The following is a 26,525-nucleotide window of genomic DNA, read 5'->3' as shown; positions in this document are numbered from 1 at the left end:
GAGTGCATCAAAATATCCTAGCCTAAAGACTTTACTTAATAGCAAATGACAGTGTAGCGTAAACCATGCCAAATTTTGGACAAAAAAATACCCCACTAGATAGTGAGGCATTTTTAAAACTACATCTGACTTTTATAAAAAAAAGCTTTTAGCAAATACTATTTAAAAACCATCTATAATGATTGAATTATTTAGAAACGGCTTTGAAATGGGCAACTTGATTACTATTGGTAATGGTCAAGATAGGCGTGTTATTGGCATTTTTACTGATGCTATATTTACCTTGCACGGTCGCTAAAGTCGCAGTATCAAAACTTGCTTGTGGCTCAGGGCATGCCATCATAGTAGATAAAACGTTGCCTAATACGACATTGCCATTCACAACCTTGTAGTCAGCGCCCATGTTATTACAGGTGTTCATAAAGGTCACACGGTCACTGCCACTATCTTTGAAGAACTTTAGCGTCAACGGCTTCGCTGGATCAAAGAACAATTGGCTAACCTTATCGCCATTGCTGCGTTTTGCGTCAACGAGCTGCCAATCATATGCTTGTAGCGTATTAGAAGTAATTGGTTGAGTCACTGGCGCTGTTACGCTAGGGGTGGTTTGGCAACCAGCAGCCAACGTACCTACCGCAAGTGTCGCTGCCATCATCATTTTAGTCATGTTTTTCATATAAGCTCCTATAGTGGTTTTTTTAGAATAAAAAATAACTCTTATCCTAAACATTCGTTTTTATTATGATTAATTTACTGTTTTATTCATTACTCTCAATAATGCGGTCATTATGCACAACTGGAGCTTAACTGTCATTATAGATTGAGTGTATGATTACCCTGTTATTTGTTGCGCTCTATAGTCTTTTTGCTAACCTCTATTGTTAGACAGTACATTAACTGCTAACACTTTTTATATAACTTCTCGAATATACTCTAAAAGCCGACAATTTCTCGTCAAAATTACCGTTTTACTTATTTATGTTAGGCATTACTCCAGATTGGCGAGGTTCTGTTGTTGCAAAGCAGCATAGCCTACCAAACGTTTGCGTTCAGCCTCACTAAATAGCTGCTGTTCGATTTGATTGATTTGGGTTTGTGCTTGCGTTTTATCTGCACTTTGACTCAATAAGTGCTGTTTTTGAGCTTGATATTGGTCGAAACGTTGAGCAAAGTTAGCATCTTCTGCATCGACTTGCGCGAGGCGTGCGGCGGCTGGAGCACCTACCAGATCACGACGCATGTTATACAATTCCTGAGCCGTTGCCCCTTTTGCTTGCATCTGTTTTGTGCGATTCATCAGCTCGTTCAGGTTGGCTTGCTGGGTGATACCGGCTTTGAGCGCATTATCCGGCATACGGCTTATATAGTTCTGCCGTGTTGCCTCTTTTTGCACATCCGTTAGCTGCTGGTTTTGGTTGATTCTGACCATCTCCATACTATAATCATCATACTCCTCTTCTGCACCAAAGAAGGCGGTAATGATTTCTTTAGTAAAATACTGCTGACGCAACTTGGCTACATCTTGCTTTTGCTGAGCGACGATATTTAGATCCAGCTCACCGCTTTTTGCCGCTTGTAATTGCAGATTGCCATAACGTTGTTCTATTTCAGAAATGGCTTTAAGATAGGTAATATATTGGTCAAATATAGCGACCGCTTGACTAGCGGCTGGCTCTGGCGTGTGGTGACGAATATAGCTTTCAACACGGGCATAAATAACCGCTTCATCTTCTTCACCCAGCGCCGACAAAAAATAATCGAATAGACGCCGTAGACCTTCAGTGACGACCAACTGCTTATTTTCGTCAATAATGATTTCGCCGTCAATTTGCGTGCCTTGTAATGAGCGCGGCAAACGCTCCAATCCAGTGACAAATAGAGATTGGTTTTGGTCGGCTGTTGTTTGCACTACTTGGCCATTATCCAGCGCAGTTGATAGAGTAGCATCAGCCTCACTAGTGAGGGCACTGGATACTGGTTGCGCTGTAGCCATACGTGTATTATCAGGTTTGAACCACATAATCACCGCCGCCGTTATGGCTATGCTAACCACGGCGATTATAACTATTGGTAGATAGGCTGGGCGGCGATTATTCGACATAAATAAGGGTTCTTTTATAAGTCAGCTTAAAGGCTTATGTTTTTAAAAGCGTATGTTCTTAAAAGCTTACATTATTAAAGGTTAGCGTTTTTAAGACGATTGACCTGAGTACGATAGATAGATTTTGGCTCAGAATCGCCCCATGCCGTCAGACCCAATACTTGATCGGCTGAATCCAAATGGTTCATTCTATAATTATCCCGAATCACATAACCAAGACGACTTGAGCAAGCAGACACCAACCCATCATTAGACTCGCCTGCAAACGGCACGCTCGTTGCTGCCAATAGATAATCACTAGGATCAAGTGCACTTGTTATTTGTCCAACCCCGCTGAACGAATAGTATTTGATACCATTGACAGCAGTACTGGTGGGCTGACCACAATAGTTTTTTGGCATTGCCGCAGGAAATTTGGCATTGAACTTAGCAGCACCATCGGTTGATAGAGCCACGAGCGCTTGCCAGCCATCTTGCTCTTGTATCTCTTTAAAACTGATACCTGAACCAACGTCTGTAAAGCCACCAATCAAATTGAACACGCCTGAGACTAGCTGTGTTGTGACATTGGATGGATTACCTGTGGTGTTGTTTGGCTCAAGGGTGTTTTTGACAAAATCTGCCGTTTTTGACCCTTGTTCTGGGCTTGAGACTGCCGTGACTGATGCGACATATTTTGGCGCGACGCCAGCGACATAGCGGATATCTATACCGCCTTGACTGTGTCCAAATAAATTGACTTTAGGCTCACCTGAAATGGCAGTGATGGTTTTGACTTGTTGCAGCAGTTGCTCTCCGCGAATCTCACTGTTATTGACGGCTGACGTTTTGGTGGTATATACCTCTGAGCCACCTTTCATCAACTCTTGAGGAATGCCATTGAAGTAGTCGATAACCCCAAACAAGTTAGTGAAGCCGCCAAGACCATGTGCCATAACAATTGGGTATTTTGTATCAGTATGATTTGACGTCCAGTATTTGTTGCTGACCAGCTTACATCCGGTTGAATTGGCACAATTATAGTATTGACCAGCAGCTTGAGCCGAGGTGGTTTGTAAAGCCATTAAAAGTACACCGGCACCGATAACACCAAGTGAGGGGAGAAATGCGCTGGGCGTGAAAGCCGAAGCTAGAGAAGATTTTAGCGTCATAATAACGTCCTTGTTATCATTAATTTTGATTATCTTTGCCTCTCAAATACGACAGCAGAAGCGGCAAAGATTGCTGCTAATTCCTTTAGCATGCAAAATTACATTACTTATATCTTCTGTAACATTCAACTAAATTGTCAAAATATGAATATATTATTGTGACTAGAGGGTCACAACTGCCCCTACTTCGCTGTAAAGCAATTATTATCAATAATAATGATAGGTTCACTATCACTTAACGTAAAACAGCGGCGTCTTCATTTATGTTATAATTCAAGCCATTAATTCCATAACTATAAGTAATATAATGATGACTAAAAAATCCCTTATCCAGTCCCCAGAAGCCATAGAAAAAATGCGCGTGGCCGGTAAACTTGCCAGTGATGTCCTTGTCATGCTCGATGAGCACGTTCGAGTTGGCATCAGTACCGAGGCACTTAACCAAATCGCCCATGACTATATCGTTAATGTGCAACAGGCTATTCCTGCACCGCTTAATTATAATGGCTTCCCAAAATCAATTTGTACCTCGATTAATCATGTGGTTTGTCATGGTATTCCAGCCGAAAACAAGCTACTCAAAGATGGCGATATCATTAATATCGATGTGACCGTGATAAAAGATGGCTACTATGGCGATACCTCAAAAATGTGGATCGTTGGTAACGGCTCTATCATGGCACAGCGTATCTGCAAGGTGGCACAAGATGCGTTATATGCTGGTATGAGTGTCGTCAAAAACGGTGCGCGTCTAGGTGATGTCGGTGCTGCTATCCAAGCAGTGGTCGAGCCTGAACGTTTCAGTATCGTTCGCGAGTTCTGTGGTCACGGCATTAGTAATGAGTTTCACCATGAGCCACAAGTCATGCACTATGGCAAAAAAGGCACAGGCTTTGAGCTAAAAACAGGCATGACCTTTACCATCGAGCCGATGATTAACCAAGGTACATGGCAAACCAAGATTTTGCCTGACGAATGGACGGCGATTACTAAAGACCGTAAGCTGTCAGCACAGTGGGAGCATACGATGGTCGTGACCGATAATGGCTGTGAGGTGTTTACCACTCGCCCTGAAGAAGATTTAAGTTTTTTGACCCAGTAATATCAAAAAAGATCGCCTAGGCGGTCTTTTTTTTGGCCAATAATTAGGTCATATTGAGTATTGTGCTCACCCGCTTTTTATCTTTATACTCTGATGACTTAATAACTTATATTGGTAACTTCTATTTGTGGCTTTTGTCAGCTACCAGCACACTGTTGATTCTACGCTTTTCAGCTGAAACGTTTTATTTTAAAACTCTTAACGGGATAACACTCATGTTTACTTGTGATGTCGCTTCTATCGATCTGACACCTTTACCTCTATTATCAAAGGATATAGCGACAAACGCGTCACTGCTAGCGGACACCCCTGTCACTGAAAAGTCGCTACTGGGTATTCCTCACTGGTTGACTCAAATTAATCACGATATTAACCGTGCACTTGAGCGCGGTGTCAATATTCGTCAATTGGTCGCGGCACGCTCTGGTGCGATTGACGAATTGCTGATTGCCTTGTTCAACTGGTTTGAGCTGGATAAGACAGATTTGGCTTTATTTGCCACAGGCGGTTATGGTCGTGGCGAGCTGTCGCTTTATTCAGACATCGACATTTTATTGCTCTCCCCTGATGAGATTGGCGCTGATGCCAGTGGGAAAATAGATCGGTTGGTGGCGCTATTGTGGGACATAGGATTAGAGCCTGCTCTCTCGGTACGTAGTGTTAATGACGCTTTAGAGGCGTCGCTCGATCACACCATTGCCAGTGCCCAGCTAGAAGCTCGGCTATTAATTGGTAATGAGGCTTTACAGGATGTACCCGTTCAAATTGTCAATAAACAGTGGTCGCCGCGTGAGTTTTTTGAAGTAAAAATCGCAGAAGCTAAAGCGCGATACTTACAGCACAATGCCACCGAGTACAACCTTGAACCCAATATAAAAACCGCCCCTGGTGGTCTACGCGACATTCATATCATCGGCTGGGTGACCAAACGCTATTTTCGAGTGGGTAAGCTGTATGACTTAGTACAACAAAACTTTTTGACTGAAAAAGAGTTCGATGAGCTGAACTTTGCAGAAGGTTATTTATGGCAAATACGTCATTATCTGCATGTATTGACTGGTCGCAACGAAAACAAGCTGCTGTTTGATTATCAGCGTGAAATTGCCCAATTGATGGGTTATGAGACGCAGCCAGACGATCAGCCAAATGCCGCCGTCGAGCGTTTTATGCGCGACTATTATCGCTGTGCCATGCAGATATCGACGCTGTCTGAGATGCTGACCAATCACTACTACGAGACGATTATAGAGCCGCAGTTGCCTGATGATGAGCGTCCAAAAAAACAGCCAATCAATGCCCGCTTTAACCAAGTTGGTGACCAAATCGCCATGGCGCATCATCGGGTTTTTGCTCAGCATCCTGATGCTATCCTAGAGATGTTTTTACTGATGGGTCAGTACGGTATCAAAAACGTGCGCACTCATACCTTGCGTGCGCTAAAAATCGCCGCGCGTGGCATCGATCAAGTCTACCGTGATAACCCCGCTCACCAAGCGCTCTTCTTAGCCAATTTAAAAGAGCAGAATTATCTGTTTCATCGCCTGCGTGCCATGAATCGCTACGGCGTCTTAGGCAGCTACATTCCTGCGTTCGCCCAAGTGACGGGTCTGATGCAATATGATTTATTTCACCGTTATACGGTTGATGCACATACCTTATTTTTAATTCGGATTTTGCATCGCTTCACCGACCCACGATTTTATGAAGATTTCCCACTGGTTAGCTCTATCTTTCAGCGTATCGAGCGCAAGGAAATCTTGGTACTGGCCGCCATGTTTCATGATATTGCCAAAGGTCGCGGTGGCAACCATAGTGAGCTGGGTCAAACCGAGTCGACTGAATTTTGTTTGGCGCATGGTATGAGTCTGGCGGATGCCAACTTGGTTGGTTGGCTCACTCGCTATCACTTATTGATGTCGATGACTGCTCAGAAAAAAGACATCTCAGATCCAGAAGTGGTCACTATTTTTGCCAATTTAGTCGGTAATGTCACCCACCTCAATCATTTATATGTGCTCACTGTTGCGGATATGAATGCGACCAATCCACAGTTGTGGAACAGCTGGCGTGCCACATTAATGAAACAGTTATACTCACAAACTCGGCGCATTTTGCGCGCTGATATCGATGCACCTACTAATCGCCAAGATATGATCAGTGCCACACGTACCCAAGCCTTAGCGATGCTCGATAGTGTCAACAATCAACACATGAATCGCGATGAAGTCTTGAGGCTATGGGATGATTTGGGTGATGAATATTTCTTGAGAGAAATTCCTGAAGACATCTTATGGCATACCGAAGCCATTTTGAACCATCCGCCGATTGGTCTTGCTTCTAATGCAGATAGCCCGCCATTGGTGGTATTACGTGAGCATCGTGAGTTGGCCCTTGATGCGGTACAGGTCTTTGTTTATACCCAAGATCAGACGAACCTGTTTGCAGTCACCATGGCTGTATTTGATCAAATGAACTTGGATGTTTTAGATGCCCGTATCATTACTGCTACCCGCGATTTTGCTTTGGACTCCTATGTACTGCTCGATCCCAGTGGCACATTATTGGTCGATGAGGACAGTCAACAAGAGCTCAAACAGCGCTTAATCAATGCCTTTAAAGACCCGACATTACTGAAACTTACCAATAAGCGCATACCGCGTCAGCTTAGACATTTTGAAGTAACCACGGTGATTAATTTTGAATTTAATGAGGCTTCTGATCAGCACATTATGAGCTTAGAAACCCTTGATCAGCCGGGACTATTGGCAAGAGTAGGACAGGTGTTTTTGCAGGAGAAAATTGAGGTGCATGCGGCGCGTATCACCACTTTGGGTGAACGTGCAGAAGATATGTTTTATATCAGCGATCAAAATGATGAACCGCTATCTGCTGCTAGACTTGACGCACTACGATCCGCCTTGATGGCAAGTCTCAGTATGCAAAGAGAGCAGCCTGCTGCTTACAGCAAATGTGATTGAACAAATGGGCTTACAAGATAAGTCTAATATAAATACTCGGCGTGTATCATCCATTCATTGATGGCATGCTTTGTATTTTTTAACCCGTTAATATCAAAAGCACCTTTTATAAGGTGCTTTTATATATCATTTCGCTAGCGTGCTCATTGAGCTCATCATCCGCAAGATCTGGTGGCAGAATCTCTGCTTCAATCTGTTTTTGCGTCAGTATTAAGCGCCCAGCGTTGACCTCTTTTTGCAGCAAACAATGTAAACTTGCTAAATGAAAATCTCTGCCAAAACACTCATAGATTTGTCTTAGAGAAATAGGCGATTTGGCATGCACATCGGGATAAAGGCTGTCCTCTGCTAAGATAATCATCTCATTCAGTGCCTCTTCACGCATCAACTCATCTTTATCGATTTTACGTTGCAAGCTGTCTGCCATTCGACTTTTGGACGCGAGCATGGCCACAAAAATCACTGTCTGTAAGACAAATAAGGCAATATATTGCCATAAGGGTAGTAAAATACCGAGCTGATTGCTAAGCAACATCAGCACCATCGCAACGATCACGTAACTGACCAGTTGCCACAGTAACCACATCATCAAGCTGTTTTCACCGTACCAAAACATTTTTCGTTCTTTATGGCTAATTAATTGCTGGCGAGCTTGCCACCAGCTTTGCTCCCGCTGTTTTAATAGCTCGTAGAATTTGGCTCGCTGTTGCGCATCATCAAAATTTTCATCTTGAATGCCTGTCGCGTTAAGATCATTAGTTTTTGAGATACTAGGCATATCAAATTATCCTCACCATAATCTATCATTAGGGCTGACAGCAGTTTTTTGTATTGTTATAAGTTATCAATTGATAAGCTTTTTTTAGGATTTTTAAATCTGTGACGGCTTCATTAGTTATTATAATTTATGGTTAAATAGCTAAGCAGCTTGAGCATGAGAAGTAAAAGACAAAAAATAAGAGAAGTGCTACACTGCTTAAATGTAATTTTTCTTTATAACTTTATTATTAATTGTCTATTATAGTTACCCTACTTATGAATCACAACTTAACGTACCTGCATCCTTACCCTTTTGCAAAGATGGCAACATTGCTTGCTAACAGTGTGCCAGCCCATGACTACAGTGAAATCAAGCTCGGTATTGGTGAACCAAAACATGAGCCACCAGCGTTCGTGCTGGACGTACTACGTGAAAATTTGGACAAAATAAGTCGTTATCCAACGACTAATGGCATGTTTGAGCTGCGCCAAACCATCGCGCATTGGCTAGAAAAACGCTTCTTTTTGAACCATGTCGATGCCAATACGCAAGTATTGCCAGTAATGGGCACACGCGAGGCTATTTTTAGTCTGGTACAAGCAGTCGTTGATCATAAAGTAAGCGATACAGAGAGTAGTCCGCTGTCTGGCTCTGACCCGTTATCTGCCGTTTCTCCTACGACTGTTCCTACGACTGCTCCTACAATAGTCATGCCCAACCCTTTTTACCAAATATATGAGGGTGCAGCGATACTGGCGCAAGCCGAGCCTTATTTTGTGCCTTGCACACTGGACGATGACTTTAAAGGTAACTATCGCGCCGTACCAAAAGACGTTTGGGCGCGCACGCAGTTGCTGTTTGTTTGTAGTCCGAACAATCCGACGGGCTCAGTCATGACGATGGATGATTGGGAGTATCTCATTCGTCTGTCAGATCAGTACGATTTTATTATTGCCAGTGACGAGTGCTATAGCGAGCTGTATTTTGATACGGCACCGATTGGACTATTGCAAGCCTGCGCTGCCCTCGGTCGTCATGATTTCAAAAACTGTATTGTCTTTCACTCTTTATCTAAGCGTTCAAATCTGCCTGGTTTGCGCTCAGGGTTTGTGGCAGGTGATGCCAATATTTTGCAAGCTTACCTGCAATATCGTACTTATCAAGGTTGTGCGATGCCGATACCACATCAGCTCGCCTCGATCGCTGCCTGGCAAGATGAAAAGCATGTGGCACACAATCGCGCTCTGTATCAAGAAAAGTTTGCCTTGTGGATTTCTGAGCTTGGTGAACTACTAGAGTTACGAATGCCTGAGGCTGGATTTTACTTTTGGATAAAAGTCCCTGAGCCATTCGATGGGGATGATGAGCGGTTCGTCAAAGCACTGTACGAGCAGGCCAATATTCACGCACTAGCAGGGCGCTATCTGTCACGTGATATTGATGGCAAAAACCCTGGACAAGGCTATGTGCGCATTGCGCTCGTTGCGAGTGTTGATGAAAGCCGTGAAGCAATAAACCGTATTAGAAAATTACTAGGCGCATAAGCAGTCGCTTTATACGCAAAAGCTTTCAAAAAAACAGCAACCTCTAATAGCCACAATATTACTGTGGTTATTAGAGGTTTTTTGCTTTAATAATGCTATAGTAAAGTGTCTTTTATCATCGATTATCTTTTACCAAATATGCCATCAAGGATGATGCCATGCCCCATCTTGACTTTACCCAGCCGCCCTTTGACGTATTGAGTCTGGCTGAACGCCAAAGCATCAGGAAAAATACCCAAATCCGCTACCTCGCCAAAAATGAGAATCTAACTGCCGAAGAGTTGCAGTATCTGTATGTGGTCATTAAAGGGCAGATTGAGCAATTGCTTGATGGTGAGTTTGTTGCCTCTTACTTGGGTAGTAATCACTCCGACCATCTCAATAATAACGACTGGTTCGACAGCCGTCGTCTGCCTGAATCATTGACTGAAAATAGCCTTAATACTGAAGCGCTGCAGACCTATCAGTTTCGAGCCGCTGAGGATACCTTGTTGCTCCAAGTCGCTGGTAGCGCAGTCGATAAAATCAGCGCCCAAAATCATCTAGTGCGCCAAATGCTGTCAGACAAATTGCCCGAACGGCTAAAGGCATTACAGCAGCGCCGCAATAATAAATCCATAGTCTCTGCCAGCTACAATGACCAACAAGAAGTGCAGCAAATCATGTTGCAGCCCGTCATTGATGTCAATCTATTGCCAGTCCATATCGTCAACGCCAATAACAGCTTATACGAAGCCGCGTCTATCATGACGAAAGCGGGGCTAAAACATGTACTGGTGCAACCCTTAGACCACCTAAAAAACGAGGGAGAGGTGCAATATGGTACTGGTCATCTATTGGGTATTTTGACCGATACCGACATTTGCCGCGCCGTGAGTGACCAGCAAGATCCAGCCACTACCCCCTGCCAGAACTATGCTAATTTTAACCTGCGTACCATCAAAGCCAGTGATGAGATTGGCGATGCATTATTGACTATGACCCGCTATCGTATCCATCGGCTACCAGTGATTGATCAACATGGGGATGTCGTCGGTATATTGGGACAAAGCGATATGCTTGCGCATATTGGTCATCATTCACAGCTCATTAGTATCCAAATCGAGCAAGCAAAAGACTTATCGAGCTTAGATACCGCCGTCGAGCTTATCGGTCGTTACATTCGCGCACAACATCAAAATGGTGTCAAAATCGGTAATATCAGCCGCATGGTACAGACCTTGAATGCACAGGTATTTACTAAGCTCTGGCAGCTTATCGTGCCTGATGAGGTCATGACAAATACCTGCCTGATCGTGATGGGCTCCGAGGGGCGCGGTGAGCAAATCATGCGTACTGACCAAGACAATGCGCTCATCTTACGTGACGGCTATACTCACCCTGATCTGGCACAATTTGCGGATACTTTTAATCAGCATTTAGCAGACCTCGGTTATCCACTGTGCGATGGTAATATCATGATGACCAACCCTATGTGGCGACAGCCGCTAAAACAGTTTAATGCCCAGATTGGTTTATGGTTTAGAAATACGGATCCCATGCATGGTATTTATTTGTCCGCTATACTCGATGGCGAATATGTCTGCGGAGATGAGTCATTATTGACTCAGGTGCGTCAACATTTAAAGGTTGCCCACAGGCAGTCAGACCCTATGTTTGTACGCCAGTTCGCGCGCGCCGCGCTACAGTTCGGTGATGTCAATCAGTGGTGGCAAAAGTTCGTGCCTCTGCTTGGTGGTAAATCCGGGTCAGAAGACATTGATCTAAAGAAAGCCGGTATCTTTCCACTGGTTCATGGCATTCGTACCTTAGCATTAGAAAACGATATCTTAGAGCTGCCCAGTAGTAAAAATCGTCTGAAAGCTTTGGTACAAGCGCGCGCCTTGACCCAAGAGCGAGCGGATACTTTACTAGAAGCCTTGGAGTTTTTTATGGCACAGCGCCTATCAGTCGCCCTATCAACCGATGATAAACATGCACGGCAAGTCAACCCAATGACCTTGACCGCGCTTGAGCGCGACTTATTAAAAGAGTGTTTGGCCGTTGTTAAAAGCTTTAAAAACCAGCTACGTCAGCATTATCAATTAGAACTCGCATAAGTACAACAATCGCATAAATGGATGAGCGACAACTATGAGTTGGCTAACACAGTTATCCTGCGCTTGGCAAAAAACGCAGCTACAGCGCCCAGAATTGGCATCGATGTTTACCAAACCTGTGGCTAAGCAATGGGTAGCGATTGACTGCGAAATGACGGGACTCAATCCAAAAAATCACCATTTATTGTCTGTCGCCGCGATTCATATCAATGACAATACAATCGATACCGGTAATGGCATGCATATCGTATGCAGACCACCTGTGATGCCAGACCGTGACACCATTGTGATTCACGGTCTACGTACTGCCGACGTTGAGCATGGTATGAGCTACGATGAGATGCTGGCGCTGCTGTTGCCATTTATAGGTAATCGCCCAATTGTGGGGTTTTGTACGAGTTTAGACACAGCGTTTTTAAACCCCCTGGTCAAACGCTATATGGGCACAGCATTACCCAACGAAGTCATCGATTTGCGCCATTTATATAGTCGGCGCATGAGTGGTCAAACCCAAGGGCTATCTAGCCAAGCGCAGCATCTAACTAATATTTTAGCGCATTATAATATACCCGATCTAGGCGCTCATGATGCTTACAACGATGCGATCATGACTGCCATGGCATTTTTACATGTGCGCTAGCGTGCGTCCGTAGTTTGAACATTCAGATAAAAACAGGTTTTCAACCACGCCTACCATCTACGCGAAAACGGCAACTCATGTTACCATAGGCTGTTTTTGCTACCTGATGAAAGATGCTCATGCGACCCACCTCTAAACTCCGTCATTCCTCTGCTTTTACTGCCAAATTACTTCCTTTTTCTCGTTATCTGCGACCGTCGAAGCCGCCTGCTAAATACGTACCTATCATGGCGTTATTAGCAACGGCGACACTATTACCCATCCATGCGCAAGCAGCACTACCAAAAGCCATCGAAGCAGCATTATCACGAGCCGATTTAACAGAAGCTGATATTAGTATTATCGTCACACCAGTCGGTGATAAAAATGCCAGTCACCTGCCCGCTCCCATTCAGGTTATTGATAGCAGCACACACCGCTCACCTAACCCCGCTCTTCAGCCAAAACCGACTGCCAATATAAATACTGATATAAAAAATAATTCTCAAAAAACCACGCAAAATAATAATGACAAAACCAATAATAACCATTTGCGCCAACAGAGTACGCTGATTACTATTGAGCAGCGTACCATTGAAAAGCATGAGAAAAAACTGCATGCCTACACCGATGATCCTTATACTTATCAAAGCTTAGAAAGCATCCCAACGATATTGGGTGATAAGGCAAAAACAGCTGTCATTAATAACAATGCTAATAACAATGCTAATAACAATGCTAATAATAATAAAACTGATGACATCAGTACTGATAACCCCTCCATAAAAATTTCATTTTCGCCGTTGCTGAACCATCAAGCTGATATCGCTCGCACGCCTGCCAGCACCATGAAACTCGTTCCCAGCTTTATTGCTTTAGACACCCTAGGCGCTGATTTTGTCTGGCATACCCGTGTCTATCATACAGGCCTTGTCATCGGTGACCGTCTGCATGGCGATTTGATTATTCAAGGCAGCGGCGATCCAAAAATGACCCACGAGCGTTTAAAACAGCTCCTTTATAAAGTACAGTCGTCCGGTATCCATCATATCGACGGTGATATTATCATTGACAGTGGCGTCTTTAAAAATGTCAGTAAAGACCCTGCCGCCTTTGACAACTCGCCACTGCGTCCTTATAACGCCAGTCCCGATGGTTTTTTGGTGAATTTTAGTACCATCGGTATCAAAAGCTATCCGTTAAACGATGACCAAGCAAATCTAACTTATACACCAAAATTAGCAAATTATGCTTTGCCTAGCATCATAAATACGCGTTCGGCGGCCTGTGGGCAAGCGCGTTATAGTCTCGCACCTGAGTGGCAATCAAAACAATTGGTGTTAAAGACTCAATTGCCAAACAGCTGCCAAGAGCATGCTTTTTATGTGGCTTATCCTGACGCTAAAGATTTTGCAGCACGCGTTATTGCCGCAAAATGGCAAGAGCTAGGCAATACGCTGAGTGGTAATGTCATCACTCAAGAAGCGCCCTACACTAAAATGAAAAGCACCAAATCAACGCATGGTCTGGCAGCACTTCCTATATCACCGTTGCCTATTGTCAGCTACCCATCATTGAATTTGACGCAGCAGATTTACGATATCAATCACTTTTCAAACAATGTGATGACTGAGCAAGTGGCTCTATCGATTGGTGTTTATGACAAAGTTGATAATAAAACACTCGATAAAGCTATTAATCGTTCACATAGCTTGTATCAATTTGGCACGCCGACTGCGACGAGCTATCCTGTCGCATTGCAGACTATTAATCAATGGTGGCAGACCAATCTAAGCACACCGCCGCCCCATTTGACCAATGGTTCAGGACTCTGCCGCGACTGTACCATCACAGCTGCAAACCTAAGCGAGCTATTAACTTATGCTTATAGCCATCCAAGTTTTAACGCTTACGTCAACTCGTTAGGTATCGCTGGCGTCAGTGGCACCATTACCGCTCATAGTGAACGCCTACCAGAATCAGCAGCCATTGGTCGTGCGTGGATAAAAACAGGTACCTTAAACAACGTCACCTCGATGGCAGGCTATGTCAAAGGATTGTCGGGACAGGATTATGTCGTGGTTGGACTCATCAATAGTGAGCAAGCACATAACACTTATACAGCCAGACCCGTGCTAGATGCGATGCTTGATTGGACGGCGCAGCATTAAGTGTTTTTCACATCCTATTTTTCACCTTTATAAAGGTTCACTTATGTCACGCAGGACAACCAATCTCAATAAATCCAAGACTCATTCAGGTGGCGAGCCGCTGCCGAAAAACCATGAGTCAGCGCAGCCTAAATTGGCACAATATGTAGGATATTTCGCGATAGGCTATACGCTTGCCAGCGCAATATTTATGATGATTCAAACCAAGCTTGCGTTGAATTCGCAACTGGTAACGGTATTGTCTATCATTATCGGGGCTTATATCGCGGTTCATAAATTTGTCAAACATCAGCAGCGCGCATTGAATAGCGGTGAAATCAATCGCTTAATGTTTGGCGGCGTCGCGGTGGTCTGGCTACTGACTGTCATTTACTTCTTAGCCATATGGTTTTGGTTGTTTGATGCGGTAAATCGCGAAGTCCTACTAGAGATGGCCGTCCAGCAACCACTGCCATTGGTCTCATCGCTGGTGATGATATTGGTGCTGACACTGGTCAGTGCTCGCATCAGTCTTTGGGCGATCAATCGCCTGCTTGACCCTAAACGCAAAACTATGTGAGCGAGAAGACCTCAGCCGAACCTCTACAAGGTGCTACAAATTTTTCTCCCTATTAATACATAAAATCCGTTAGGCTAACTTTAATGAGCAAGCTTTTGGATGATTGTGGGTGATTAACGGTTTTATATTTTAATAGGAGCATTTATCATGGACATGGTTTTTTTTGACAATATAGACAAGCTTGGACGCATCGTTTTGACGACAGTCATGGTTTATGTGTTGATCGTACTGGTGACCAAGGTCTCAGGTAAACGCTCCACCTCGCAGCTCAATAATTTTGATTGGATCGTCACCGTGATGATCGGTTCACTTGGTGCCAGTACTATTCTGCTCAAAGACATTCCTTTTGTCGAAGGGGTTTCATCGATTTTAGTACTTTATCTATTGCAGTTTTTAGTTACGAAATACGCCTCGATCTCACCGCAATTTAGCAGTTTTATTTTGTCAGAGCCGCGTATTGTTTTTTATCAGGGGCAGTTTTTGCCAGATGCCATGCGCGCTGAGCGGCTGACTCGTCAAGAGATTGAATGTGCGATGCGCTCTGAAGGAGTGCATCGTTTCGATGATGTTGAAGCCATCGTTTTTGAGTCTGATGCCAAGCTTACTATCATTCCAAAACCCAGCCCAACTGATGCGAGCGGTAATGACCAAAATACAGAAGATACTGTCTCAGAAACCATACAGCCCTTGATGTAAGACCTATTGCTTATCGAAGATTAGTAGAGCATAAAAAAAGCTTCGTAGAATCTTGTTTGTTACGCTCACTTAAGCGTAAAATTTTTTTGTTACATTTTACTAATGACTAAAATTAAAGTGGTACTGGCTATGAAAGTAAGAATTTTAACCGTCGGTAATAAAATGCCTAAATGGGTACAAACGGGGTTCGATGAGTATTTTAAGCGTATCCAACCTATGCTCAGTACAGAAATCGTGGAAATTGCTGCCGCAAAGCGTGCAAAAAACCCTTCTGATGCCAATTTGGCACAGTATCGTGAGCAAGAAGGACAGGCAATATTAGCCGCTCATAATGCTTCAGGGCGTGAGCAACTATGGGTACTGGATGTCAAAGGTAAGATGATTTCGACAGAAGGGCTGGCTGACAAATTAGCTGATGGCATGCAGCAAGGTGATGATATTGCAGTAGTGATCGGTGGTGCGGACGGCGTATCACCAGAAGTATTAGCCAAAGCCGATGTAAAATTATCACTATCAGCGCTCACATTACCACATCCGTTGGTACGTGTTGTGCTCATGGAGCAGTTGTATCGCGCGATGAGTATCAATAATAACCATCCTTATCATCGTGGCAATTAAGCAATCATTAAACACTGCCATACTCTGTGCCGATAGTTTATGGGCAACAATATCAATGATAGAAGCGATTGAAAAATTGCTGTGCGCCCTAATAAACGCTACATGAAATATCCAAAACATGCGACATCTACCGCCCCTCATGCAATTCATCAGCCTGATGACTCGTACTCTCTTTCGCCAACGCCTATTACAGCGACTGGCGTTTGGACAGATGCACCTGCTTCAGGGTCAAATGTGGCTAAGCTACCAGCATTGTTTATCTCGCATGGCGCACCCACGCTTGCCATTGAACAATCTGCCACGACCAGTGCACTGGCACGTATTGGGCAAAACTTACCAAAGCCACGTGCCATCCTGATTATGTCAGCGCATTGGCAATCCGCCAAACTCGAAATAAGCAGTAATCCGCAACCCAAGACTTGGCACGACTTTTCAGGTTTTCCGCCTGAGCTATATGAGCTTCAATACCCTGCATCTGGTCAGCCAGCACTTGCTGAATCCCTTGCCCAGCAGCTCACTGCACGCGGTATTACTTGTAGTGTTAATCCGGTGCGGGCTTGCGATCATGGGGTGTGGGCACCGCTCAGGCACTTATATCCAGAGGCTGAGATACCTATCGTACAGGTTTCTCTACCGCAGCATTATGACAGTATCGCCTGTTATCAATTGGGTGCGCAGCTAGCGCGCCTACGTGAAGAGCAAATACTGATCATCGGTTCAGGTAACATTACCCATAATCTGCAAGCATTACGCTGGCAAGCAGATAGTGTTGACCAAACGGCTAAAGCATTTAAGCAATGGCTGCTACAACAGCTTAAAACAGATATTCCTAGTGCTTTAGATTGGCAGCAATACCCTGACTATAAAGATATTCATCCGAGTGACGAGCATCTGTTGCCATTGTTTTTTGCCTTAGGTACAGGTCAGCGTGTCTCAGTTGTCCATCAAAGCATGGCGCATCATAGCTTAGGCATGGATATTTATCGATTTGATTAAGTAATAATTACTTAATCGATAAAATGCAAACTTACCTCTCAAAAGCGTGTTTGGTAAACAACCCTGCTCGCTCCATCTCCCCTGCCACACTGAATAATGTCGCTTCATCATTCATACGCCCAATCAGCTGCATCCCAATTGGCAAACCTTTTTTACTCATTCCTACCGGTAATGACATCGCTGGCAATCCTGTGATATTACCCAGTAGTGTAAAGGCCATTTTGCCCAGTACAGGCTGACTAAGCTTTTCGATCATACCTGAGCTAAAGGCATACTTACCCATATCGATGCCCTTATTGAGCAATCCTGCGCTACGCATGAGCATTTCATCCATACGACTTGGTGGCAATACACCATGCTTAACTGCAGGTGTCGGCACGGTCGGACATAAAATCATGTCATAGGTTTCGAGTAGCAAACCAGTTTGATACTGACTGTGATGCCAACCATGCTTAGCATGCGCCAAATCAACGGCTGATAATGAGCGACCCAGCAATGCCATATTATAGGTTTGAGGCTCTAGGTTTTTGATATGTTCTGCCCCAAAGTCACGCTCGATATTATCAATGGTAAAAGCGGTATGGGTGCAGACCACCACCATAAAGTCATGCCAAAACTGCTCGATATTGATATTCGGCTCAGCGGGTATGACACGATGACCCATGGCTTCTAGCTGCTTAGCCGTTTGCTCTAATACGGCTAACACTTCTTTATCCACCACAGTATTGGCAATCAATGGCTGTTGATGCAAGGCAATGGTTAATTGCCTTGGTGCGCGCATCGCTGCTTGCAAAAATGTACCATCAGGTGGCGCAATGACATAAGGCGCACCAATCTCTGCGCCATTTGTAGCGTCGAGCATCGCGGCACTGTCACGTACGCTGCGGGTAATCACGTGATCTGCGACTGCACCTTCCCAGCCTTCCCCGAATTTAGGGCCTATTGGGTTACGACCACGGCTGGGTTTGAGTCCAAACGCGCCGCACCAAGCAGCAGGGAAGCGTATCGAGCCACCACCATCACCCGCGCCCGCCATCGGTACGATACCGCTCGCTACTGATGCTGCACTACCGCCCGATGAACCGCCAGAGCTGTAACCTTTTTTGAAAGGGTTATGAGTCGCACCATGGGCTTTTGGTTCGGTGGTAATGATTAAACCAAATTCTGGCGTATTGGTTTTGCCAAAGGTATTCACACCTGTGGCCTTCATTCGCTTGACGATTTCACTGTCGCTTTCAGAGATGATATTAACACTACGACTGCCCATCGTGATTGGCTCATCGGCAAAGCTAAATGACAAATCTTTGAGCAAATAAGGCACACCATTAAATATACCTGAGGGTAATCCCGCCTGTGCAGCATGATAAGCACTGTCATCGAAACGATGGATAATAGCGTTTAATTTGGGATTGAGTGTATTGGCTTGATAGACGGCAGCATCTAACAACTCTTTAGCGCTGACTTCACCTGAATTGACCAATGCCGCCAATGCTATGGCATCATATTGGATATATTCTTTAAACATAACCTGCATCCTTGCTGAGTAATAAACCTAAGACTTCTGAAAATTGAGTGATATTTATGCTATTTACCACTGTCAGTTTAGTATAAAAAACGAGTGCTAATAATTGATAAAAAAACTGATTGGTCATTCAGACATGAGCTCTATCATATTTCTTCAATAAAAAAGACGAACCACTCTCGTGACTCGTCTTTTTTATTATCTAATATAATCTAAACGCTACATTAATAGCTCACGCTTACCGCTTTTGCCCATTGAGCTGACCAACCCCGCGTCCTCCATGGAATCTACGATACGTGCGGCACGGTTATAGCCGATGCTAAATTTACGCTGAATACTTGAAGCAGAAACTTTTCGCGTCTCCATAATAAAGGCCACAGCATCGTTATAAAGGTCATCGTCCTCACCAGAGGCGTTAGCCGTACTACCGCCGCCACTAGGACTAGACAGTTCAAAGTTGCCTGCCATATTGTCAATATAATCAGGCGCACCGCGTTCGCGCCACGCGTCACAGACACGATTGACCTCTTCATCGCTGACATAGGCACCATGCACACGATCTGGCTCAATTTGCCCAGGTCCTAAAAATAGCATGTCACCATTACCCAGCATGTCTTCGGCACCGCCACTGTCCAGAATCGTCCGCGAATCTACTTTTGAGTTCACACGTAGTGCCGCCCGCACGGGAATATTGGCTTTAATCAAACCCGTGATGACATCGACCGATGGACGCTGGGTAGCCAGCATTAAATGAATCCCTGCTGCCCGCGATTTTTGTGCAAGACGGGTGATAAGCTCTTCGGCTTGCTTACCAACCTGCATGATCATATCGGCAAACTCATCCGCGACAATGACAATCATCGGCAAGGTTTTTAGCTTCGGTGCTTGGCTGATACTCACACTGTCATTAGGTCGCCATAAAGGATCAAGCATCGGATTGCCCGATTTTTCAGCAGCAATGACCTTTTTATTAAACTCATTAAGCTTACGCACTTTGAGTAAACTCATCAGTTGATAGCGACGTTCCATCTCTGCCACGCACCATGACAAAGCACTGGCCGCTTCAGTCATATCGGTGACGACTGGTGTTAATAGATGCGGGATATCATTATAGTTGGCAAGCTCAAGCTGCTTTGGATCAATCAAAATGAGACGCAGCTCATTTGGCGTATATTTGAGTAGCATCGATAATAGCATCGAGTTGACCAATACCGATTTACCCGAACCTGTAGTACCAGCAACCAACATATGCGGCGCGCGAGCAAGGTCAGTAATGATGGCATTGCCACCGATATCCTTACCCATCGCCATGCTAATTTGGGCTTTGGGATCTTGGAATTTTTCGGTATTCAGTAGCTCAATCAAACGTACCATTTCGCGCTGCTTATTCGGTACTTCGATACCGATATACGGCTTACCCGGAATCACTTCAACCACACGCAAAGACGCCATCGATAACGAGCGCGCCAAATCACGTGAAATACCGGTAACCTTACTGGCTTTTACACCAGCAGCAAGCTCGACTTCAAAGCGGGTGACAACAGGACCCGGAATGGCGTTGACCACATTCGCCTTTACATTAAACTCTTGTAATTTAATCTCTAGTAACTCTGATAATTGCTCAAGCTCGGCGACGGTATAACTGGGCTTACGATCAGGGTCTGGCTTATCCAAAATAGAAATCTCTGGAATAGGCGTTAGGCTACTGCGATAGGCAGCTGTTTGCATCGAGCGTGATTTTTGACTGAAGGCGGCATCATCACTAATATCTGGCATAACGGGCGCATTGACATCCTCAGCGCTGTCATCCTCTGGCATCATGTCAGTGATATGATTGCTACTATCGCCCTCAGGTACCGCAAAACTTACCGTTGGTTTAGGCACAACTATTGGTTCAATAGCTGATGCTGTGACGCGGGTTTCTACCGTAGGCGGCAGTTTAGGATTAGACGGCGGCGTATTGGTCGGCGTCATATCAGCAACTGGTTCAACCACGTCTACTGCTTTGGCGATACTCGCTTCATTAGATATAGAAGAAGTCTCGAAATCCTCTGACAGTTCAGGCTCTTCATCAAACCATTTATCAGTAAAGTCGTTCATTTCGCTATTAGATGAGTCTGTCGCAGGCGCGGTGACTGCTGCTTGTCTGGGCAGCTCAGTCATATTGGCTGCTTGCACTGTTCCTGTAGGTTGCCCTGTTTCTACAGACTGCATAGCTGTAGGTGTTGATACATCCGCATGCTCTGCCAACCATGCATCGGCAAGTATATCAACGGCCTCCACTTTATCCTCTAACTCGAACGATTTAGGCTCATTATCCGTTTCGTCAGCCGTCTCACCGTATACCAGCTCATTTATTGATGGCTGAGCTGTTGACGGCAAGTTCTCTGTTGGTTGAGCTTCGGACATCTCTACGGCTGATATCGCTGTAGAGTCTAGCACCGCTGTCTCTAACGACTCAGTATTGCTATCAGCATATACAGAAGTAGTAGCGGCAGATACAGAAGTAGTAGCAGCTGAATCAGAAGTGTTCATATCATTAGCGTGATAAGCCATTTGTTCGCTGGCTAACAAGTCATCGACAGTATTGGCGTCATTCCAAGCAAAGCTTGGCTCAACTTTACGGATAGCAGTCATGGCAGGACTTGACGGCGTCGATGTATTCGTATGACTCGCAAGATTTTGAACAGTACTGCTAGGTGTTTCTACTGAGACAGGAACAGGCTCACTATTCTCACGACTAGATTTAGCAGCTGAATTAGGCATCGCCGCTTGTGTTGCGGCAACTACAGAAGCTTTAACGCTCTCAGCCAACCCTGACGTTGCCAAGAACTCTGACAACACATTGCTGAACCGACCACTGTTGTCTACGGCTTGAGCATTGCCAGCAACTTGTAACTCAAGTGGTAACTGCTCGTGATCGGCTGCGTCTTTTTTCTCGTTACTGTTGGCTGTGTTTTCATTATTTTGCTTGGCATTAATGTTTTCTGGCGTGGTTGACACGCTATCGTGCATCTTACCCTGACGCTTCACCCCTGAGCCAAGCCACGATAGCGCCTTAACCTTCTCATAAATCGCTAGCCAATGAATATTAAAGGCAAAAGTTGCGGTAATAATGACGAATGCCGTCAAGAAAATCACACTCCCCCACTGCGATAAAAGCTGTGCCAAACGCGCCTGTAATTCAAACCCAATAATGCCACCAGCCACGCTTTCCAGCCCTAGCGTTCCTGGATTGGTCAATTGCTGTACTAACGCCACCAATTGTGCAAACAAAGCGCTGGCACTTAATAATAAAAATACATAAGCAACCACTCGCATCAGCCAAAACGTTGGCTTGTTGTCCCACCAAATAAGGATAGACTCATAAACCACAAACGCCAGCAGCCACCATGCACCAAAACCAAAGAAGCTGTAAAGCAAGTCAGATAACCAAGCACCCGATTCGCCGCCTACATTATTAATCGTGGTCATATCGCTACTGATATGCGACCAACTAGGATCGTTACTGGTATATGTCATCAAAATGACAAATAGATAAACGGCCAGTATTAACCCAAGGAGGGTAAATATTCCCTTTTTTAAATACTCAATAAGCGGTGCTGATATCACGTAAGATCTGCCTTGTTATTAATACTAAATGGTTGCCAATGCATGACTAAGCCTAATCATGCTGACATAAAGCGCTGATAAAGGGTTTGATATAAAGTGCTGATACAAACGCACTTAGCGAAGTGTACAGAAAACATTGTCTATTATAAAAGCGATATACAACAGCCTTCTTTTTGCCTTTGGCACACTTGGCATAACTTCTTATAATAACAAATACATAGGGATAGTGGCGACCGTCTTACAAAGAAAGCGTGCAATAAAATCAGTCTGTATACGGTTTAGATAAAAATCATACGGTTTAAACAAAAACCTATGTCACTTGCAAAATATAACGACCAGAACAAGGACAGTCATATTAGACAAGACCTATAAAATACCAGCGGTTTCTAACCATAATATTTCAAGAGAAATATACTTTGATTGTAATCATACCTGTGTTTGTTTTAGCAAACTTGTACTTTTCGTCCAATGCCCTTATGTTATTATCACGCAGCGATTAGAAAATCCCATTAGCATCAATTTTGAAGACTGTTTTTTATTATATTGCTCACTCGTATTTTTAACATTTATATTTAGCAAGGAACAACTCATGGCAACTGACAATACCGCTCCACGTCACGAAAAACTCATTATCCTAGGCTCAGGCCCTGCTGGTTATGCAGCGGCTGTGTATGCAGCACGTGCCAACCTGAAACCTGTCATGGTAACTGGCATGGAGGTCGGTGGACAATTAACGACCACTACCGAAGTCGATAACTGGCCGGGCGATGCGCATGATTTAACGGGTCCTGCATTGATGGATCGTATGAAAGCCCATGCCGAGCGCTTTGGTACTGAATTGGTTTATGACCATATCAATGAAGTCAATTTAAACGTGCGACCTTTTGAGCTGACGGGTAATAACGGTAGCTACACTTGTGATGCGCTTATTATCTCGACTGGCGCATCAGCACAATATTTAGGACTGGAATCAGAAACTAAATTCCGTGGCCTAGGCGTATCAGCGTGTGCAACTTGTGATGGTTTCTTTTATAAAGATCAAAAAGTTGCTGTCATCGGTGGTGGTAATACTGCTGTTGAAGAAGCCCTATATTTATCTAACATTGCCGCTGAAGTGACCTTGGTGCATCGCCGTGATAGCTTACGCTCCGAAAAAATCCTCCAAGATAAACTGTTTGAAAAGGTCAAAAACGGTAATATTAAAATCGAGTGGAATCATAAAGTCAAAGAAGTCGTCGGCGATGACATGGGCGTCAATGGCGTAATCATCGAATCTATGATTGATGGCAGCACTAAACAATTAGACGTGTTCGGCATGTTTGTCGCGATTGGTCATAAGCCGAATACAGACTTATTTAAAGGTCAGCTGGATATGAAAGACGGCTATCTTATTGTCAAAAGCGGCTTAGACGGCAATGCCACACAAACCAGCATCGAAGGTGTATTTGCCGCAGGTGATGTCGCAGATCATGTCTATCGTCAAGCAATCACTTCTGCTGGTACGGGCTGTATGGCCGCGCTAGATGCTGAAAAATACTTGGATGCGATTGGCGAAGCCACAGCCGCTGACCATACTTATGCGTCAACATTGACTGCTGATAAAGAAGCCTAAATGGGTAATTTCTCTCAATATAACAATGAGCACATCACGCCTGAGACCTTAAAAAGTCTTGGGCGTTATGACTTTCCTGACCCTTTGATGGTTGATTCTGACGGCATTGGCATCGTCGCTGTCGGAGGAGATTTGGCACCCGAAACATTGATTTCTGCTTACGCGCAGGGTCTGTTTCCTTGGTTTAATGAAGATGAGCCAATTGCATGGTGGAGCCCTGAACCGCGCTGTGTGATGGTGCCAACCAATTATAAGCCAAGCAAGTCGCTGCGTAAGCAAGCCATCCGCGAGCGTTGGCAATTAACCCTGAATCAAGCTTTTGATAACGTTATTCATGCCTGTAGTTTACCGCGCAGTGATCGCCTCAATAATGAACAGCCCGAGGGCGAACATACTTGGATTCATGATGAAATGATTGAGGCTTATACCGAACTGCATGCACAAGGATTTGCACATAGCATTGAAGTTTGGAATGATAAAGGGCAACTCATTGGCGGGCTTTATGGTCTAAAAGTAGGTAGCATTTACTTTGGCGAATCGATGTTTCATATCGCCTCTAACGCCTCAAAGTTCGCATTTTGGGGTCTAATGCGCTTATGTGAACAAAGCCATGTGGCGCTAGTTGACTGTCAGCTACCAAATGAGCATTTGATGAGCTTGGGTGCAACCACGCTACCGCGTGCTGACTTTTTGACTCAATTAGATCTCTTAACGGCTAATAGCACTGCCAAATGGCAAAATAATTCTCATAAACCACTCGCCGTATCGTTACTTGATACCATAGAACCTTGGCAGCTTATCTTAAAATAAATACGATGACGAAGTGATTGATAGCTTATGTCTGTTTGTTAATCGCTACTTTATTAACTCGTACCTTATCAACTGCTACCTACCAACGAGGTTATCATGGCACCCGACACATCGTTCTTACTGATTGGAACACTGGCAACAAAAGCTCAAACAACCAAAGACACCGTTCGTCATTATGACCAACTGGGCTTGCTAAAATCTCGTAAGCGTCAGGCAGGCTCCCGTTTATATACCGAGTTTCATCCAGAATGTATCGAACGTATTGAGCTAATCAAAAGTGCGCAAGCGATTGGCTTTACACTCACTGAAATCAGAGACAGCTTGAATGATTATTACGATGGTCAATTGGATGTTGATTTACAACTGATGCTTACTCAGCAAAAATTGGCGCAAATACAAAAACAGCAAGCCAATATCAGCCTCATGGTAGAGCTATTAAGCGAACGTATCGATGTTCTTGAGCGTATGAAAGTAGATAATGACTATAAACTCAATATTGAAATCTGCAAAAAGAAAATACCCACTCAATAATAATAAAAGTGCCGACCCATCTACTATTCTGCGGGTTTATTTGGTTCTATTCGATGCCATTCATTATTCTCGGACGTAAAGACGCTGCATAATCAGTGCGTCAATAGCTGGTTGATGTGGAGTTTGGTAATACCCTTTACGCTTATGAATTAGAGCAAATTCTTGTTGCTCATATAAGGCTATCGCAGGCGCATTATCTGAGCGCACTTCTAATAAAAGGCTCTCCACCTGATGCGTTCTCAATTCTGTATTCAATCTGGCAAAAATTTGTGAGGCAATACCTTGACGTTGATAATCAGGATGGGTGCCAATACGTAAAATCTCCGCTTGTTCAAAAATCACTTGATATAGACAATAGCCTGTCACAGTATTATTAATACTATTGTTTTTTTGCTCATAAACGATCAGCAGATGCATGCTATCTTGTTTGAGTGATTCCACTAATGTCTGAAAACCCCAAGCATCTTGCGGTTGAACGATGGCTTCAATATCCGCTACTGCTTGCAGCACTTGCTCAAAATCTGCACTATGGGTTGATAAAATCTTTATCATCAACATTATATATCCTTTTACTATTATTTATACAAACCCAAATACAATAGCACTTAATATATTTCAAATATTTATCATTACAATATTGATTATGCCATTACCTTTTTATAGCCAAAAAAAAGCCACCCTTAAACAAGGATGGCTTTTTATGACTAACTTACAAGCTCATTACTGAGACTAATAGATTAGTTCAATACGTTAGCAACAACACCAGCGCCTACAGTACGGCCGCCTTCACGAATAGCGAAGCGAAGACCTTTGTCCATAGCGATTGGGTGGATAAGCTCTACGCCCATCTCAACGTTATCACCAGGCATGACCATTTCAGTACCGTCTTGTAATTGGATTGCGCCAGTTACGTCAGTAGTACGGAAGTAGAACTGTGGACGATAGCCGTTTAGGAATGGTGTGTGACGACCACCCTCTTCTTTGCTCAACACATATACTTCAGCGTCAAACTTGGTGTGAGGAGTGATTGAACCTGGCTTAGCA

Annotated in this window: 20 protein-coding genes and 1 pseudogene; 13 read left to right on the top strand and 8 right to left on the bottom strand. The window is 44.2% G+C overall.

The annotated features are described in order from the left end of the window. Positions 1-187: 187 nt before the first annotated feature. The 3 genes from ACT3S4_RS07530 to ACT3S4_RS07520 all read right to left on the bottom strand — a co-directional run bounded on the left by ACT3S4_RS07530 (position 188) and on the right by ACT3S4_RS07520 (position 3,252). Positions 188-676 carry an META domain-containing protein gene (locus ACT3S4_RS07530; RefSeq protein WP_055125201.1) on the bottom strand — a complete coding sequence of 163 codons (489 nt, stop codon included), beginning with the start codon at positions 674-676 and terminating at the stop codon, positions 188-190. A gap of 312 nt (positions 677-988) precedes the next feature. Then, positions 989-2,101: a lipase secretion chaperone gene (locus ACT3S4_RS07525; protein ID WP_201553102.1), complete on the bottom strand. Its 1,113-nt coding sequence runs from the start codon at positions 2,099-2,101 to the stop codon at positions 989-991. A gap of 74 nt (positions 2,102-2,175) precedes the next feature. Next, positions 2,176-3,252, bottom strand: a complete 1,077-nt coding sequence (locus ACT3S4_RS07520; RefSeq protein WP_087814041.1) for an esterase/lipase family protein — start codon at positions 3,250-3,252, stop codon at positions 2,176-2,178. 310 nt (positions 3,253-3,562) lie between these two features. Here ACT3S4_RS07520 and map point away from each other — a divergent pair, with 310 nt between their 5' ends. Together map and glnD are read left to right on the top strand one after the other, a co-directional pair. Further along, positions 3,563-4,354: a type I methionyl aminopeptidase gene (map, locus tag ACT3S4_RS07515; RefSeq protein ID WP_372815769.1), complete on the top strand. Its 792-nt coding sequence runs from the start codon at positions 3,563-3,565 to the stop codon at positions 4,352-4,354. 215 nt (positions 4,355-4,569) lie between these two features. After that, positions 4,570-7,332 carry a [protein-PII] uridylyltransferase gene (gene glnD / locus ACT3S4_RS07510; protein ID WP_444760828.1) on the top strand — a complete coding sequence of 921 codons (2,763 nt, stop codon included), beginning with the start codon at positions 4,570-4,572 and terminating at the stop codon, positions 7,330-7,332. A 106-nt stretch (positions 7,333-7,438) separates the two neighbouring features. Here the strand turns inward: glnD and ACT3S4_RS07505 are convergent, their stop codons facing one another. Beyond that, positions 7,439-8,110, bottom strand: a complete 672-nt coding sequence (locus ACT3S4_RS07505; protein ID WP_193007864.1) for a hypothetical protein — start codon at positions 8,108-8,110, stop codon at positions 7,439-7,441. A gap of 257 nt (positions 8,111-8,367) precedes the next feature. Here ACT3S4_RS07505 and dapC point away from each other — a divergent pair, with 257 nt between their 5' ends. The 8 genes from dapC to ACT3S4_RS07465 all read left to right on the top strand — a co-directional run bounded on the left by dapC (position 8,368) and on the right by ACT3S4_RS07465 (position 17,394). Then, positions 8,368-9,636 (top strand): succinyldiaminopimelate transaminase, encoded by a 1,269-nt coding sequence (dapC, locus tag ACT3S4_RS07500; RefSeq protein ID WP_444760827.1) that lies wholly within the window; start codon positions 8,368-8,370, stop codon positions 9,634-9,636. 158 nt (positions 9,637-9,794) lie between these two features. Beyond that, a complete protein-coding gene (locus ACT3S4_RS07495) occupies positions 9,795-11,735 on the top strand; it encodes a DUF294 nucleotidyltransferase-like domain-containing protein (RefSeq protein ID WP_444760826.1) in 1,941 nt (646 codons plus the stop codon). A gap of 34 nt (positions 11,736-11,769) precedes the next feature. Continuing rightward, the gene (locus ACT3S4_RS07490; RefSeq protein WP_045447696.1) at positions 11,770-12,375 is read left to right on the top strand and encodes a 3'-5' exonuclease; all 606 of its coding nucleotides are present in this window, start codon (positions 11,770-11,772) and stop codon (positions 12,373-12,375) included. A gap of 119 nt (positions 12,376-12,494) precedes the next feature. Then, positions 12,495-14,525, top strand: coding sequence for a D-alanyl-D-alanine carboxypeptidase/D-alanyl-D-alanine endopeptidase (gene dacB, locus ACT3S4_RS07485; protein ID WP_444760825.1), 2,031 nt, complete (start codon positions 12,495-12,497; stop codon positions 14,523-14,525). A 43-nt stretch (positions 14,526-14,568) separates the two neighbouring features. Further along, positions 14,569-15,084, top strand: coding sequence for an ABZJ_00895 family protein (locus ACT3S4_RS07480; protein WP_444760824.1), 516 nt, complete (start codon positions 14,569-14,571; stop codon positions 15,082-15,084). 147 nt (positions 15,085-15,231) lie between these two features. After that, positions 15,232-15,780: a DUF421 domain-containing protein gene (locus tag ACT3S4_RS07475; RefSeq protein ID WP_109592728.1), complete on the top strand. Its 549-nt coding sequence runs from the start codon at positions 15,232-15,234 to the stop codon at positions 15,778-15,780. A gap of 129 nt (positions 15,781-15,909) precedes the next feature. After that, positions 15,910-16,398 (top strand): 23S rRNA (pseudouridine(1915)-N(3))-methyltransferase RlmH, encoded by a 489-nt coding sequence (rlmH, locus tag ACT3S4_RS07470; protein ID WP_444760823.1) that lies wholly within the window; start codon positions 15,910-15,912, stop codon positions 16,396-16,398. A 102-nt stretch (positions 16,399-16,500) separates the two neighbouring features. Continuing rightward, entirely contained in the window at positions 16,501-17,394 is an 894-nt protein-coding gene (locus tag ACT3S4_RS07465) for a DODA-type extradiol aromatic ring-opening family dioxygenase (protein WP_109592730.1), read from the top strand. A 31-nt stretch (positions 17,395-17,425) separates the two neighbouring features. On the opposite strand, the gene ACT3S4_RS07460 is transcribed toward ACT3S4_RS07465, so the two are convergent. After that, entirely contained in the window at positions 17,426-18,919 is a 1,494-nt protein-coding gene (locus ACT3S4_RS07460; protein ID WP_109592732.1) for an amidase, read from the bottom strand. A gap of 216 nt (positions 18,920-19,135) precedes the next feature. After that, positions 19,136-22,528, bottom strand: coding sequence for a DNA translocase FtsK (locus ACT3S4_RS07455; RefSeq protein ID WP_444760822.1), 3,393 nt, complete (start codon positions 22,526-22,528; stop codon positions 19,136-19,138). A gap of 589 nt (positions 22,529-23,117) precedes the next feature. Between ACT3S4_RS07455 and trxB the strand changes: the two genes are divergently transcribed. The 3 genes from trxB (at position 23,118) to ACT3S4_RS07440 (ending at position 25,481) form a co-directional block, all read left to right on the top strand. Further along, positions 23,118-24,140: a thioredoxin-disulfide reductase gene (trxB, locus tag ACT3S4_RS07450; protein ID WP_045456114.1), complete on the top strand. Its 1,023-nt coding sequence runs from the start codon at positions 23,118-23,120 to the stop codon at positions 24,138-24,140. Then, positions 24,141-24,950 carry a leucyl/phenylalanyl-tRNA--protein transferase gene (gene aat, locus ACT3S4_RS07445; RefSeq protein WP_109592736.1) on the top strand — a complete coding sequence of 270 codons (810 nt, stop codon included), beginning with the start codon at positions 24,141-24,143 and terminating at the stop codon, positions 24,948-24,950. Between the two features lie 96 nt (positions 24,951-25,046). Next, positions 25,047-25,481 (top strand): MerR family transcriptional regulator, encoded by a 435-nt coding sequence (locus ACT3S4_RS07440; protein ID WP_045447676.1) that lies wholly within the window; start codon positions 25,047-25,049, stop codon positions 25,479-25,481. A gap of 63 nt (positions 25,482-25,544) precedes the next feature. Here ACT3S4_RS07440 and rimI read toward each other — a convergent pair whose 3' ends face one another. Beyond that, on the bottom strand, positions 25,545-26,039 hold the full coding sequence (gene rimI / locus ACT3S4_RS07435) for a ribosomal protein S18-alanine N-acetyltransferase (RefSeq protein ID WP_109592738.1): 495 nt from the start codon (positions 26,037-26,039) through the stop codon (positions 25,545-25,547). A gap of 179 nt (positions 26,040-26,218) precedes the next feature. Further along, positions 26,219-26,525: pseudogene (gene tuf, locus ACT3S4_RS07430) on the bottom strand (elongation factor Tu); the annotation flags it as partial.

Source organism: Psychrobacter sp. AOP30-A2-5 (assembly GCF_052378115.1).
GTDB lineage: Bacteria > Pseudomonadota > Gammaproteobacteria > Pseudomonadales > Moraxellaceae > Psychrobacter.
This window is presented reverse-complemented; position numbering and strand designations above follow the sequence as displayed.

What these genes read in the sequence shown, in the direction of transcription:
- ACT3S4_RS07530 (WP_055125201.1), bottom strand. Translation starts at nt 676, where the DNA reads ATGAAAAACATGACTAAAATGATGATGGCAGCGACACTTGCGGTAGGT.
- ACT3S4_RS07525 (WP_201553102.1), bottom strand. Translation starts at nt 2,101, where the DNA reads ATGTCGAATAATCGCCGCCCAGCCTATCTACCAATAGTTATAATCGCC.
- ACT3S4_RS07520 (WP_087814041.1), bottom strand. Translation starts at nt 3,252, where the DNA reads ATGACGCTAAAATCTTCTCTAGCTTCGGCTTTCACGCCCAGCGCATTT.
- map (WP_372815769.1), top strand. Translation starts at nt 3,563, where the DNA reads ATGACTAAAAAATCCCTTATCCAGTCCCCAGAAGCCATAGAAAAAATG.
- glnD (WP_444760828.1), top strand. Translation starts at nt 4,570, where the DNA reads ATGTTTACTTGTGATGTCGCTTCTATCGATCTGACACCTTTACCTCTA.
- ACT3S4_RS07505 (WP_193007864.1), bottom strand. Translation starts at nt 8,110, where the DNA reads ATGCCTAGTATCTCAAAAACTAATGATCTTAACGCGACAGGCATTCAA.
- dapC (WP_444760827.1), top strand. Translation starts at nt 8,368, where the DNA reads ATGAATCACAACTTAACGTACCTGCATCCTTACCCTTTTGCAAAGATG.
- ACT3S4_RS07495 (WP_444760826.1), top strand. Translation starts at nt 9,795, where the DNA reads ATGCCCCATCTTGACTTTACCCAGCCGCCCTTTGACGTATTGAGTCTG.
- ACT3S4_RS07490 (WP_045447696.1), top strand. Translation starts at nt 11,770, where the DNA reads ATGAGTTGGCTAACACAGTTATCCTGCGCTTGGCAAAAAACGCAGCTA.
- dacB (WP_444760825.1), top strand. Translation starts at nt 12,495, where the DNA reads ATGCGACCCACCTCTAAACTCCGTCATTCCTCTGCTTTTACTGCCAAA.
- ACT3S4_RS07480 (WP_444760824.1), top strand. Translation starts at nt 14,569, where the DNA reads ATGTCACGCAGGACAACCAATCTCAATAAATCCAAGACTCATTCAGGT.
- ACT3S4_RS07475 (WP_109592728.1), top strand. Translation starts at nt 15,232, where the DNA reads ATGGACATGGTTTTTTTTGACAATATAGACAAGCTTGGACGCATCGTT.
- rlmH (WP_444760823.1), top strand. Translation starts at nt 15,910, where the DNA reads ATGAAAGTAAGAATTTTAACCGTCGGTAATAAAATGCCTAAATGGGTA.
- ACT3S4_RS07465 (WP_109592730.1), top strand. Translation starts at nt 16,501, where the DNA reads ATGAAATATCCAAAACATGCGACATCTACCGCCCCTCATGCAATTCAT.
- ACT3S4_RS07460 (WP_109592732.1), bottom strand. Translation starts at nt 18,919, where the DNA reads ATGTTTAAAGAATATATCCAATATGATGCCATAGCATTGGCGGCATTG.
- trxB (WP_045456114.1), top strand. Translation starts at nt 23,118, where the DNA reads ATGGCAACTGACAATACCGCTCCACGTCACGAAAAACTCATTATCCTA.
- aat (WP_109592736.1), top strand. Translation starts at nt 24,141, where the DNA reads ATGGGTAATTTCTCTCAATATAACAATGAGCACATCACGCCTGAGACC.
- ACT3S4_RS07440 (WP_045447676.1), top strand. Translation starts at nt 25,047, where the DNA reads ATGGCACCCGACACATCGTTCTTACTGATTGGAACACTGGCAACAAAA.
- rimI (WP_109592738.1), bottom strand. Translation starts at nt 26,039, where the DNA reads ATGTTGATGATAAAGATTTTATCAACCCATAGTGCAGATTTTGAGCAA.